Source organism: Streptomyces eurythermus, from assembly GCF_014649115.1.
In the GTDB taxonomy this organism is placed as follows: domain Bacteria; phylum Actinomycetota; class Actinomycetes; order Streptomycetales; family Streptomycetaceae; genus Streptomyces; species Streptomyces eurythermus.
This window is the reverse complement of record NZ_BMSK01000006.1, coordinates 138,397-150,545: the sequence shown is the minus strand read 5'-3', so window position 1 is coordinate 150,545 and position 12,149 is coordinate 138,397. Positions and strand designations below refer to the sequence as shown.

The following is a 12,149-nucleotide window of genomic DNA, read 5'->3' as shown; positions in this document are numbered from 1 at the left end:
GGCCCCCACCGCCCGAAGGCGATGGGGGCCATCTCAGACTCCAGTCCGGTTGTACTCCTCGACCAAGGGGTGCGGCGGCTCCGGCTCGATCCCTGCCTGCTCCATCTGCCGGCGCCACCGATCCGCGCTCCACGAGAACGCGCGCAGGATCGACTCCAGCCGTGACTGCCGCGTCCTCAGCTCGCCGTTCTCCTTGTCCACCCGCTCCACCGTCGCCTGCAACACGGCCAGGTCCGCGGCCCTCTGCGCCGGGGCCGCCTGAGCCTGCGCCGCCGCAGCGGTCGCCTCCGCCGTCGCGGCCGCCGCCGACCGCGTGGCGCGCGCCGCGAACCAGCCCGCGATCACCATGCCGACCGTGCCGAACGCGGCCACCAGTCCAGCCCACAGGGTCACGGCTCCCGCCCTTTCCGGGCTGAGCGCGGCACGTGGGGGACCGAGTGCTCGGGCACCGTGCTCGCCCACACGATGACCCCGACGTGCGAGGTCAGGTACCAGATTGCGACGTAGATGCCGCGGGAGTAAGTGCCGCTGGCGACGGCGGCCGTGTAGGCGATTGCCCACACGGTGGGGGGAATGAGGGCTGCGACGAAACCCGCCCAGTCACGGCCGACCCGCAGGAACGCTGACGTGGTGGTGATGATGCCGCAGGTGATCCACAACCATGCCCAGTGGTGGAGGCTGGCCCAGTGCGTCAGCAGGCGCAGGCCTTCGGGGGCGGGCGGGTCGATGAGGAACCCGGCGCCCCAGGCAGTTTTCCCGACGCCCAAGATCAGGAGGAAGTGGCCGCGGCGGCCCAGCCGTCTACGGACCTGCCGGACCGCCCGGCACGGCACTAGGCCGCCTTGATGGGGCTGGACTGCTCCAGCGGCGTGGTCGCGCGCGGCGGTGTCACGATGAACCGCTCGACGACGGCCAGGAGCGCGGCGATGGTCGCCATCCACAGCGCCTGCCGGTCTGCGGACCAGTCGAGACCCAGGCCCACGAAGAGAGACATCACGGCCTGCGCTGTCTGGAGGATGGCGGCGGCCCAGGCGCCGTTGCGGGCGACGATCGCGATGATGATGGCGACGACGCCGGCGGCGATGGCGTTGATGGCGGTCTGTACGCCGTCGGACACGTCGAGTTCGTAGCCGATGAGCTTGACGCCGGCCGCGATGAGTCCGAGCACCAGGGCGGGTTCTCTACCGAAGACCATTCGGGGGTCCTTCCTAGACGGGCTGCGCCAGCTGGCGGCAGCCGATAACTGTGCCCGCGGAGTTGCGGACCTCGCGGTAGGGGACGAGCAGGTCGTCGCGGCGCGGGGCCAAGGCGAGCGCGACGGGCAAGGACACGACGCAGGACACGCTCGTGCGCTGCGGCGGGATGCCCTGGACGTAGCCGTAGGAGACGAGTTCGACCCGGACGCCGTCCCGGTACTCGGTACTGAGCGGCAGCGTGTCGAGGCGGGCCGGCGTCGGCTCGGGGTCGATGACGCGGAGCAGGCCGGGCTCCAGGTCGTCGATGCCGTCGGGCCGGTCCGGGCTGTAGAGGCGGATCGGGTGCGGCGTCAGGTTCAGGATCACGCCAGCAGCAGCTTCCAGGTGAGCGGGCCCGGGTAGCCGTCGGCGTCGCCCGCCAACTCCTTGCGGGAGCGCTGGAAGTCGGCGACGTTCCGGCGGGTGTGCTCCGTGAAGCGCGGTCCGGGCTGGTAGCCGTTGCCGTCGTGGTGCCGGGTAAACCCCTTCCGGATCAGCGCCCGGTCCAGGCGGACGACGGCCGGGTTGGCCTCGCCGAGCACGAACGCCGCCCGGCCCGGATACGGGGCTGCGGTCGTGGTGGGCGTGGTCGAGGAGCCGGGCAGGTAGCCGAGCAGCTGCTGCAGCGTCACCGCGCCGGGCACACCGTCGGCGTCCTGATGCGGCGCCGTCCCCGTGTACCCGAGCGACTGCTGGAAGTCCGAGTAGTTCAGGGTGTCGGCGTCGCTCCACGTCGGGCCCGGGCCGACGGAGTAGTGCCGGCCGAAGCCGCGCGCGACGAGGGCCTCGCCGACCTTGGTGACGTGCGACCCGGTCGCCCCGTAGCCGTACGTCAGGCCGTTGATCGTGACCTGGTAGCGGGCGATCTCCGCCCCGCCGGACGTGCCACCGCCGGACGGGGTGGTGCCGTCCGGTCGGTGCGCGCCCGCCTGCACCCAGGCGTACAGCGGCTCGCCCGGGCACTGGGTGGCGTAGCCGTCGCGATGCCCGAGGACCTCGCTGCCAGCGGCGCCGTCCGTGCGCATCCACTCGATGGCGTCGACCAGGCCGTCGAGCTGTGCGGGGGTGGGCTGGACGTGGCCGGAGGAGCCGAGCATCGCGCACACCGCGTAGTCCTTGGCGTTGAGCGTCTGGTTGCCGTTCGCGCCGGTCTTGCGGTGCACGCCGCGGCCCTCGAAGACGTAGCCGTGCGGGCAGACAACGGCGTTGTAGGCGATGTCGCTGTAGTCCTCGGTGGTGTTGGCCAGGTGGGCGGCCTGGATGTCGCGCATGTGGCCGGCGCAGGCGCTGTGCGCGTCCGGGTCCGCGAGCGACTTGGGGACGTAGTCGCCCTCGTAGTGGATCTTCACGCCCTGGGTGCTGGCGATGTAGACCAGGTCGTACCGGGACGGCTGCGCGCCCCACTGCGCGCGGGTGACGAGTTTCATCGGGTGCTCTCCCGGCCGGTGTTGGAGGCGGTGGCGGGATGGACTTCTGTGGCCATGAGGCCCTCCAGACATGAAGAAGGCCCCGCACCGGACGGCGCGGGGCAGGAGCGTGGGTGGGCAGAGGGTCAGGCGGCGGCCTCGTAGTTGCCCCAGACGCGGATGGCGTCCCCGCTGGCCCACGTCCACGGGGTGATGGCGTCGATCAGGCCACCTGAGGTGACGGCCACCGCGTCGACGCGGCCCGTGGACACCTCCAGCTCGATCGTCGTCGTGGTCGTCAGGCGGGGCCGGATACCGAGGCGGCCACCCGTACCGGCCGCGGAGACGTCGTGCGCTTCGCCCTGGCCGACGATGCCGCTCGTCGCGGCCGCGGTGACCGGCATGGAGAAGCGCCAGTTGTCCGATGCTCCGCCGCCGCCGAAGGACGTCGCCGTGCCGAAGACGATCTCCATCCGGTAGTAGACGGTGAGCGCGGACTGCGCGTACCGGGCGGTGACCGTCGCGTTGTTGAGCGCAGGCAGGTTCGCGCCGGTCGAGGTCGTCCACACGGGCGTCCAGTCCTGCCACGTCGGGCTGATGGACAGCAGCCGGTTGGCCGTGATGACCATGCCGGGCTGCCACGGCTCGTACGCCACTCGGTCCTCCTAGAGTGCGACTCGGGTCGGGTAGGCGAGCCGCAGGTCCGTACCGGCCGCCTGGGGCTTCACGACGCCGTTGACGGATCGGGCCACCGTGAACGTCTGCGGGCTGGTGCTGCCGGTGATGCCGGTGACGGTCATCACCTCACCACCCACCCTGATCAGGAACGGCGTCTCGAACCGCCACACGGGCCCGGCCGTCACCGCCACCGACAGCGACGTCGCCGACTCGTTCACCGCGGCCGCCAGTTCGCTGCCGTCGGTGTCGACGATCCCGTACGCGGTGTCACCGACCACGCCCACCTGCCACGGGCCGGCCGGTGCGCACACCAGGTCGATCTCCCATGTCCGTACGCCGATCCGTTCCGTGTAGCCCTGGACCAGGAGGTCAACCGGGCCGGGGGGCAGGTAGGCGGGCAGGTCGGTGATGCGGATCAGGTCGCCCTCGGACAGGTCGAGGATCGCGGGGATCAGCGACGGCATCCGATGCAGGCGCAGCGTGATCGTCGGGTAGCGGGCCTCGTCCCAGGTGCCCAGGTGCAGCAGCCACCAGGCCATCGGCTCGGTCTGCTCGTCCGAGTACAGGTTCAGCGTGATTGAGTCGTCGTAGCGGCCGATGCCCGCGGGCGGGTCCTGCGTGGACAGGGCGCCCTCGGTGAGTTCCGCCCGCGCCGAGGAGCCCCCGTCCCGCTCGACGGTGACGTCGTTGCGTACGTCGGTGTCGTCCTCGACGGGCTCCAGCGCGCCGAGCGCCCGCGACGTGTACGGGATCGTGAGCACGGGCTGTTGGTTGTACAGGCTCGTCCGGGTCCGGTAGCGCAGCCCGAGCCGCTCGCGGTCCTCGACCAGGATCCCGCCGTCCGCGGCCGCGCACTGCTCCATCACCTCCAGCAGCGTCGCCAGCCGCTGCGGTCCCATCCGCGCGGTCTCGCCGTGGGTGCCGGTCACCGTGACGGGGAGGTTCTCCTCGACGGCCAGGCGGAGGAGGCGGGTTGCCGCAGTCTCCCCGGCGAACCCGTCGTCGGCGCTGGCGTAGATAGTGACGCCTGCGGACACGGCCGCCGGGGGTGGCGTGCCGCCGACGTCGAAAACGCCGAGGTGGCCGATCGACATGCCCTCGAAGTTGGATCCCCAGGACCCCTTGACGCCGGTGACCCGCCCCGGGCTGCCGGTGTACACCGTCCGGGCGTACCACCAGGTGTTCGCGACGACGTCCAGCCAGCCGACGGTGACGTACGTCTGCGATCCGGTGGTCGCCGAGAAGATCTGCAACCTGTTCCAGCGGCCGGTGAAGGCGGCGAGGGCGGCCGGGGTCGTCACGGTGAAGAACGCGACCGAGGTGCCGTCGCTGTCGAGGACCTGCACCTTGATCCCGGCGGTGGAGACGCGGCACACCGCCTGCGTCACACCGCCGGCGCCCGGGGCGAGGGTGACGCTCAGGAGGGTCTGCTCGACGACGGGCAGCGCGTCCAGCTTGTACACCATTTCGACGTGCCAGCCGCCGGACTGGGCGCCGGTCACCCGGCCGTCGAGTGTGGCGATGGGGCCGAGGACGGGCAACGTGCCGGACCCGGAGGGGTGGTCGTCGCTGCCGAACGTGAACCCGGTGACCTTCAGCGGCTGTCCGCCGACGGTCGCGGACGAGGCCTGGGTGGACAGCTCGCCGTCCTCCATCGGCCAGTACGCCAGCGGACGTCCGGACGGGATCCGGCGCCGCAGCGTGCTGGACAAGGGCTTCTTGCCCTGATTGAGGCGGCGCAGGATGCCCGCGCCCTCCCCGGAGACCGTGATGAGGTGACCGCCGTTGCTCCACTTGGCGGGCCAGTCCGAATACTCGCCGACGAACCGCACGCGCCGGTTGGTGATGGCGGCGCCGCCGGACAGCGTCCACGTCAGGCCGGTGGCGTCCACGAAGGAGGTGGCACCGCTGGTCTGGGCGGTGAAGTCCACCGAGGCGACCAAGGGGCCGTTGATGCCGTTGCGGACCTGCACGGCGTAGACGCTCCCCACGGGCAACGTCCGGTCCAGGCCCTCGATGTCCCCCACGGTGAGCGGAGCCGTCGACGCGAAAATACTGCCGGCCGGTGTGGTGACCGGTGCCCCCAGCTGGCTCCAGGGGCCGGTGATGGACGGCGCCGTGTAGTAGGTGACGATGCCGGTCGCGTTGTCCCGGGTGACGCGCAATGCGAGCCGCCCCGACGGGGGCAGTGACAGCGGGACCGTCGAGGCGTAGGCGTTGGCCGCGCCGCCATCGAGGCTCGCCCGCAGCTCCAGGCCTCCTGTGCTGCTCACGCTCAGCTGCCAGGATCGCTGGTTCCCGATCGGCGCGTACTTGCCGAACAGCTCCACCTCGCTGCCCGGCTGCCAGTTGAGCAGGGCCAGCTCGATCCGCGCGTCCAGGTTCCCCGCCAGGTTCAGGGCGGGCGTGGTGGGTGTGGTGGCGCGGGCGGTGGGCGCGTCGTCGGGCAACACCAGCCGCTGCTGGCCAGCCTGGACGGACACCCGCATCGGCGTGTTGCGGCCGATCTTCCCGTAGTACGGCGACCTCGGGTTCCGCGGCGAGAACAGACCGTCCGGGGAACGCAGGGTGAGGGAGCAGGAGGCCGGGTCGACCTCCTGCCCCTCACCCGTACGCCCGCGGGTGTGGGTGATGATGTCCCGGGTCATCGCGTACGGCGTGACGTCGGTCCACACCCCGCCGATCTGGAACTCCGTCCGGACGTTCAGCGGGTCCTCAGGGAATGCCATCAGCCACTCCTCCTTCCAGCGAGCACCAGGTCGACGTCGCCGCCGCCCTTCTTCCGGATCCCGCGCCGCACCCGCTCGATCAAGTAGTTGTCCTCGGCCTGACCGGAGGAACGCAGCTCCAGCACGACCCGCTGAGACGCGGCTGCGCGGGCGCGCCCGCCCGCCATGTCCCACGAGCCCGGCGCCGGCGTCTCCACCAGGCTGGCCATGCTGCGGTTCACGGCCGCGCGGCCGCCCTCGATGCCCTGCCGCAGGCCCTCCGCCGTGTACGCGCCGACCTGCGCCATCACCCGCGACGGGCTCTTGATCCCGAGCGCACTGCGGATGGACTTGGACATCGACTTGGCGATGACCAGCATCATCTTCTCGAGGGCCTTCTGCTGTGACTGCAGGCCCTTCACCAGGCCCTGCGCGGCGTGAATGCCGGCCCCGTACATGGCGTCGCCGGCACTGGCACCGGCCTGCTCGGCGGACTTGACGAGCGCCGCCTGGGTGGCGTTGATCTCCTTGATCTGCCCGGCGCCCGCGTTCGCCAGAGCGGCCGCCGCCGAACCACCCTGCGTGACACCGGCCTGCGCGATCTGCGCGATCAGGTCACTGCGGACGCCCTTCTTCCGCAGCTTCGCCAGGTTCTTCGCGAACGCGGCGGCGGCGGCCTGGTCCTCCTTCAGACCGATCAGGATCGACTGGGCCGACTGAGGGCCGCCGCCGGTGTCCTGCTTGGTGATGTCGGCCTCGCCCAGGACGCCGCTCTTGACGTTCGCCGCGAGCTTGTCCCGGTCCTTGATCAGCGTGTCCAGCCTCTTCTGGGCGTCCTTCAGCCGGTTGCTGATCCGGTCCCGCTGCGAAGCCAGTGCGCTCAGCTTCTTGTTGTCGAAGCTGATCAACGCCAGGGCTCGGGAGCGTTTCGAGCCCCGCTTCATGCTGTCGGAGACGATGTCGGCCAGCTTGGCGGAAGCGGCCTGGACCTGCTTCGACGACCCGGTCAGACCGTCGATCAGACCCCGGGCGATCCAACGGCCCTGCGCCTTGGTGACCTTCGAGGGGCTCGCGATGCCCAGCGCCTTCGCGATCGGGCCCGGAATCATGCTCCTCGCCCAGCTGATCAGCTGCGACTTGATCCAGCCGCCCATGGAGCGAATGCCGTTCCACAGGCCCTGCACCACGTTGACACCCTTGGACACCAGCAGCCCGGACAGCGAGCCGATGCCCGCCGAGATCCGACCCGGCAGGCCGGACACCCAGGAGATGAAGCCGATCGCCTTCGCGACCGAGGCCGCCTTGAAGCTGTTCCAGGCCGCGTTCGCCCGGCCGGTCACAGCGGAGCCCATGCCGGAGATCGCCGCACTCGCCCGCCCGGGCAGCCCAGACAGCCAGGTGAGAAGCGATGTCAGCTTGGCCACCGCGTAGTCCTTGGCCTGCCCGAAGAAGCCGGACACCATCCCTGGGATCGTGCCCAGGAACGAGATCGCGGCTAGGACGCCGTCCTTCGCGGACGACACCTTGGCCACGACCCAGTCCCACGCGGCGAGCGTGCCAGCCTTGATCTGATCCCAGTAGGCGATCACCAGGACCACCAGGCCGGCGATGGCCATAGCCACCCAGCCGACCGGGCCCAGGCCGATGATCCAGGCGTACGCCATCTGCGTGCCCGCCAGCAGGGCAGCAGCGCCGATCGCGGCGAACGCGGCGCCGATCACGATGCCGGCCGCGGTGAATTCGGTCTTGTGGTCGCTGATGAACGTGAACATGCTCTGCATCGCCGGGACCACGTTGGTGCCCAGGAAGTCGACCACGTTCTGCTGCAGCGTGTTCTTGAACGCGGTGACCTTCGAGGCGGCGTTGTCACGCATGCCGTCGCCCAGCCGGTCTGCCGCGCCCTTCGCACCATCCATCGCAGCGGAGGCCTTGGTGACGTCCAGCGCGAACAAAGCTGCACCCAAGTCCTCCCCCGGGCCGCCGAACAGCGTGGACACGATCTGTTTGGCCTGCTGGCTGTTCGGGCCGAGTTCGCGCAGCCGGTCGAGGACCTTGCCCAGAGCCTCCTCGCCGCGCTTGCCGCCGGCCGCGACGTCGTCGCCGGTCTGCTTCGCGTTCAAGCCGAGGGACTTGAAGGCGTCCTTCACCGCGTCGCTACCCGAGGTGGCCAGGAGCCCGAACTCTTTGAACGCGTCCGCGATCTTGTCGGTGTCCTTCGTCCAGCCGCCCTGGATGGCCTGCTTGATCAGGCCGAGCGCGGTCTGCCCGGAAAGCCCGGCAGCTTTGAAAATGGGCCCGTACTCGGTGAACGTCTCGACCAGGTCCTCACTGGCCGGGCCGAGCCCGGTCATTCCGGCCGTCAGCATGTCGAAGGCCTGCCGGCCGTCCTTGGCCATGCCGTTCTTCAGCATGCTGCCCGCGGCCTGCGCCGCCATGGTCACATCGACGTCGAACGCTGTGGCGAGGTCGGCGGCGTTCGTGGCCAGGGACTTGATCTGCGCGTTCGTCGCGTCGGGCGGCAGCAGACCGGTCGAGGCGATCGCGCGGATCGCGTCCGCGCCCTCCTGAAAGTCCGAGACGATGGCGTCCTTGAACAGCTGCCCGGCGATCTGCCCATACCGCTTAGCCTCGGCGCCCGTCGCGCCGAGCTGGGCGCCGAGCTTGGCCGTGATCTGCCCCTGCTCCATCGCCTGCCCGAAGGCGTCGATGAGGAAGGCGCCGGCCGCTGCGCCGACGCCGAGCGCCACGGTCTTCAGCCGCGACAGCCCGGACTCGGCCTGGTCCACGGCGTCGTCCGCGCCGTCCGCCGCACCATCGGCGAGCCCGTCACCGAGCGTCTCACCGGCCTGTTGGCCGCCGCGCCGCGCCGCCGCCTCCGCCTCAAGGGCCGCGGCCCGGACAGCGTCGACGAGTTCGCCGCGCATGTTGCGCCACTGGCCATCGGCGCCCCTGACGAAGCCCTCGCCGAGGTCATGCCCGGCCTGCTGCCCGGCGTCCTCGGCGGTCTGCCCGAGCCGTTCGGCGGTGCGCCGCATAGCCTGCTCGGTACGGCGCAGAGCCGGGTCCACCGAGCGGTCGTCGATCGTGATGATGCCGTTCAGCTCGCCGACGGTCAGGGCCACGGCCGCTCACCTCCTGCGGGGTCGGGGCTGTTCGGGAGGCGGAGCGAAGTGCCGTTGCAGCCGGGTGTCAGCGCTGAGCAGGCCGTAGATGCGGGCCTGGAGCCAGCGCCAGGAGCGGCGCCGGAGGATGCCGGACTCCACGTCGATGCCGTACTCGGAGTGGAGGTCGGCCTCGATGAGCGGCCACAGCGACAGCAAGTTGTGCCAGCTCAGGTCTGGCGCCGCGCCGCCGCTCGGCTTCTGCTTCGGCGCCGGGATGCCGCCCTCGTACCACTCGTAGAGGCCGGTGACGGGGTCGTACTCGCCGTGGCCGACACCGAGGAGCCGCGCGACGCCTGCCGACGGGTCTCCCTGTTCGGTGCTTTTCCCGGCTGCTGCCCCGTCCGCCAGAACTGGAGCGCGGTCTCGCGGTCGGTGGTGACCCAGAACATCGCCGTCAGGGCGACGTGCTTGAACGGGCCCCACTTCACCTCGCGCATCAGCGGCTCGTACGCCTCGCCGAGGCACATGCGGTAGAGGTTCAGCTCTTCCTGGTCATCGAGGACCGGCGTGCCCGGTGCCTTCCCGCCGGCCGCGAGCCGGGCCGCCAGCGAGGTGATGCGCTCGATCTTGATGCCGTCCTCGGCGGACGGGTCCTCGATCCGGTACACGCGGGTCTGCCCGTCGCGGCCCCGCACGGGCAGCTCAAGGAAGTCCTCGAGGAAGTTGTCGAGCGCCTCGAAGTCGTTGACGTTGCTCATCAGCCCACCGGGTTCGTGATGAGCAGGAGCGGGCCGTCGCCGGTGAGGGTCAGCTCCACCTGGTCCAAGGCCGTGTACTCGCCGCCGGACGGCTTCCAGGTGACCAGGGCGGTGCCCTCGTACGCCTCCGGGAGCCCGTTGCGGTCGTAGTAGCGCAGGTGCACCTGGGAGGCGCTGCCGAACGCGAACGCGGCGGCGCGCAGGGCCTCGTGGGTGGGGTGGTAGACCTTGACCTGGTCGTTGATGCGGCGGTTGATCGTGACGCCGAGTTCCCAGGCTTGCCCCGTCTTCGTGTTGCCCGCCCAGCCGTCGCTGTCGTAGTCCGAGGAGTCCTCGATGTTCGGGTCGGCCGACGGCTCGAAGGACGTCACGCCCGGCACGAGCTGCCAGTCGCTGCCGTCCTTGGCCGCGGACATGTCGATCTCCAGCCGCCAGCGGCGGGCGAGTGCGGTCACCGGGGTGGGAGTGGACATTGCGGTCCTCCTAGTCGTTCAGGTGAGACCCGGACCGCACGGTCCGGAAGTAGTAGTTGCTGGTCAGCTCCATGCGGCCGTGGGCGTCCTGGCCGATCCACGCCTGCGACTGCCGCCACGACAGGGCGACGTGGACGCCTCCGGCCTGGTAGTGCTGCCGGTTGTGCAGCGCGTCGAACACGGCGTCGGCAAGGTCATCGACCGCGTCCGGATCCCGCCCGGCGCGCATGCGGACCTGCACGCCGGTGATGGCGTCCTCCAGGTCGCTGTCCTCGACCGGGTAGGCGGTCAGGCCGATGGCCCGGTCGGGCTGGTCCGGCATGACGGCGCGGAAGATGCCGGTGTCCTGCTCGCCGATCACGCTGTCCGGCCGGAAGATGCCGATGCCGGCCTCCTGAAGAAGCGCGGCAACGCCGTCGAGGAGGCTGCTGGTGTAGCCGCTCACCGCAGCGCCCGCCTGAGCTGGGCGGCGATGAGCGCAGCAACCTCAGGGCGGGCCGCGTTCAGCGAGTTCTCCAGGTACTTCGCGGTCCTGCCCGGCGCATGCCGCCACGTCAGCTCCTCGTGCTGGCGCACCGCGTACGGAGTGTCGTAGCTGACCATGGCGGTCAGCGACGAGGGGTCTACGCTCGCCGTCCCGGACCGCTGAAGGGCCGCCTCGTCCAGCGGTACCACCTGGTCCGCCTCGCCCAGGACGTGCTCGGCGGCGAGGAACAAACCGCGGGCGGCGCCCTCACGGAGCACCCGTGCCGCGGGCCCGGCGTTGAAGCGGAGTCGGAAGCTCTGCGGCACGACGGCCTCCTATTCGAGTTGGATCTCCACGTGGTCCGGGGTAGGCAGGCCGCCGCCGTCGCGGTTCAGGAGGGTGATGACCCGGGTGACGCGGCCGGAGGGCAGGGTCACGCGGGACTGAGGCGGCACGGTCGTACCCGGCGCCGCGTAGGCGGTAGAGGACGAGGTGACCTCGTCGCCGCCCGGAGAGCGGACGGTGCGTGTCTGCTCGTCCAGGAAGCACCGCACGTCCTGCGGCGGGCCGTAGACGGGGCCTTTGCTGGACGTGCCGCGGTACGGCTCGACGCGGATGCGGTGGCGCAGCAGCCACCCCGGGATGCGGCTCACCAGCCCACCCCCACCGCACCCACCGCGAGCTTGTCGTACAGGCCCGGGGCGCGCAGTTCGTCCCACACCTGGGGGGCGATCTGCCGGGCGGCGGAGTCCTCCCCGGTGACGGCGGTCACCGGCCTGCCGAGGCTGACGCTGCCGATGCTGACGTTGCCGTAGCCCACCCCGGCCGCGCCCATGCTGTCACCGACCTCGCCCCACCACGCGACCTGTGCGCACACCGCGCGGGCGATCGCCGCCGCGACGTCGGGGTCGCTCGGCAGGCCGGCGGTGTCGACGTCGTAGCGGCAGTACGCCAAAACCCTGGCGTCGAGCATCCGGGAGGCGTCCGCGAGGAGCCGCGCGGCGTCGAGCGGTGGGGCGTCGTGCAGGTAGTCGGCGAGCTGGGTGGTGGTGGCGTACACCCGCACCCCCGGGCCCGCGGGCGCGCCCGGGGTGGGGGCGACGGACACCAGCTGGTGCTCGACGCTCGCGCCGGTGCCGGTCACCGTCCACGTCAGCCGCCACACCCCGGCCAGCGTGTACAGGACGGGGGCCGTCCAGGTGGCGCCGCCGTCGCCGCTGGTCGCCACCGGGGTGGTGATGGAGCCGTCCGGGGCGGTGACCGCCAGCGCGGCCAGTGTGTCGGCCCCGTGGGGGGTGACGGTCAGGGTGGCCGTCACCTG

At 71.1% G+C, this 12,149-nt stretch carries 15 protein-coding genes; all 15 read right to left on the bottom strand.

Annotated elements, in window-relative coordinates; all coding sequences use genetic code 11:
* Positions 1-33 precede the first annotated feature (33 nt).
* Positions 34-393, bottom strand: coding sequence for a hypothetical protein (locus tag IE251_RS13325; RefSeq protein WP_229896734.1), 360 nt, complete (start codon positions 391-393; stop codon positions 34-36).
* Entirely contained in the window at positions 390-767 is a 378-nt protein-coding gene (locus IE251_RS13320; protein ID WP_229896733.1) for a hypothetical protein, read from the bottom strand. The genes IE251_RS13325 and IE251_RS13320 overlap by 4 nt, the downstream gene beginning before the upstream one ends.
* A gap of 65 nt (positions 768-832) precedes the next feature.
* Entirely contained in the window at positions 833-1,195 is a 363-nt protein-coding gene (locus tag IE251_RS13315; protein WP_189753111.1) for a hypothetical protein, read from the bottom strand.
* Positions 1,196-1,208: 13 nt separating this feature from the next.
* A complete protein-coding gene (locus IE251_RS13310; protein ID WP_189753110.1) occupies positions 1,209-1,562 on the bottom strand; it encodes a hypothetical protein in 354 nt (117 codons plus the stop codon).
* Positions 1,559-2,662: a peptidoglycan-binding protein gene (locus tag IE251_RS13305; protein ID WP_189753109.1), complete on the bottom strand. Its 1,104-nt coding sequence runs from the start codon at positions 2,660-2,662 to the stop codon at positions 1,559-1,561. Before IE251_RS13305 ends, IE251_RS13310 begins: the two co-directional genes overlap by 4 nt.
* Before the next feature lie 125 nt (positions 2,663-2,787).
* The gene (locus IE251_RS13300) at positions 2,788-3,297 is read right to left on the bottom strand and encodes a hypothetical protein (protein ID WP_189753108.1); all 510 of its coding nucleotides are present in this window, start codon (positions 3,295-3,297) and stop codon (positions 2,788-2,790) included.
* A 9-nt stretch (positions 3,298-3,306) separates the two neighbouring features.
* Positions 3,307-6,048 carry a hypothetical protein gene (locus IE251_RS13295; protein WP_189753107.1) on the bottom strand — a complete coding sequence of 914 codons (2,742 nt, stop codon included), beginning with the start codon at positions 6,046-6,048 and terminating at the stop codon, positions 3,307-3,309.
* On the bottom strand, positions 6,048-9,149 hold the full coding sequence (locus IE251_RS13290) for a phage tail tape measure protein (protein WP_189753106.1): 3,102 nt from the start codon (positions 9,147-9,149) through the stop codon (positions 6,048-6,050). Before IE251_RS13290 ends, IE251_RS13295 begins: the two co-directional genes overlap by 1 nt.
* Before the next feature lie 6 nt (positions 9,150-9,155).
* A complete protein-coding gene (locus IE251_RS13285; protein WP_229896732.1) occupies positions 9,156-9,347 on the bottom strand; it encodes a hypothetical protein in 192 nt (63 codons plus the stop codon).
* A gap of 11 nt (positions 9,348-9,358) precedes the next feature.
* Positions 9,359-9,889, bottom strand: coding sequence for a DUF7426 family protein (locus IE251_RS13280; RefSeq protein WP_189753105.1), 531 nt, complete (start codon positions 9,887-9,889; stop codon positions 9,359-9,361).
* Complete coding sequence (locus IE251_RS13275; RefSeq protein WP_189753104.1) at positions 9,889-10,362, bottom strand: phage tail tube protein; 474 nt, start codon at positions 10,360-10,362, stop codon at positions 9,889-9,891. The genes IE251_RS13280 and IE251_RS13275 overlap by 1 nt, the downstream gene beginning before the upstream one ends.
* Positions 10,363-10,372: 10 nt before the next feature.
* Positions 10,373-10,807, bottom strand: coding sequence for a minor capsid protein (locus IE251_RS13270; RefSeq protein WP_189753103.1), 435 nt, complete (start codon positions 10,805-10,807; stop codon positions 10,373-10,375).
* Positions 10,804-11,154 (bottom strand): hypothetical protein, encoded by a 351-nt coding sequence (locus IE251_RS13265; RefSeq protein WP_189753102.1) that lies wholly within the window; start codon positions 11,152-11,154, stop codon positions 10,804-10,806. Before IE251_RS13265 ends, IE251_RS13270 begins: the two co-directional genes overlap by 4 nt.
* Before the next feature lie 9 nt (positions 11,155-11,163).
* On the bottom strand, positions 11,164-11,481 hold the full coding sequence (locus IE251_RS13260) for a hypothetical protein (protein WP_189753101.1): 318 nt from the start codon (positions 11,479-11,481) through the stop codon (positions 11,164-11,166).
* Complete coding sequence (locus IE251_RS13255) at positions 11,478-12,146, bottom strand: hypothetical protein (RefSeq protein ID WP_229896731.1); 669 nt, start codon at positions 12,144-12,146, stop codon at positions 11,478-11,480. Before IE251_RS13255 ends, IE251_RS13260 begins: the two co-directional genes overlap by 4 nt.
* Positions 12,147-12,149: the final 3 nt, after the last annotated feature.

Coding starts and splice junctions, on each gene's coding strand:
- IE251_RS13315 (WP_189753111.1), bottom strand. CDS start 1,195: ATGGTCTTCGGTAGAGAACCCGCCCTGGTGCTCGGACTCATCGCGGCC.
- IE251_RS13305 (WP_189753109.1), bottom strand. CDS start 2,662: ATGAAACTCGTCACCCGCGCGCAGTGGGGCGCGCAGCCGTCCCGGTAC.
- IE251_RS13295 (WP_189753107.1), bottom strand. CDS start 6,048: ATGGCATTCCCTGAGGACCCGCTGAACGTCCGGACGGAGTTCCAGATC.
- IE251_RS13280 (WP_189753105.1), bottom strand. CDS start 9,889: ATGAGCAACGTCAACGACTTCGAGGCGCTCGACAACTTCCTCGAGGAC.
- IE251_RS13275 (WP_189753104.1), bottom strand. CDS start 10,362: ATGTCCACTCCCACCCCGGTGACCGCACTCGCCCGCCGCTGGCGGCTG.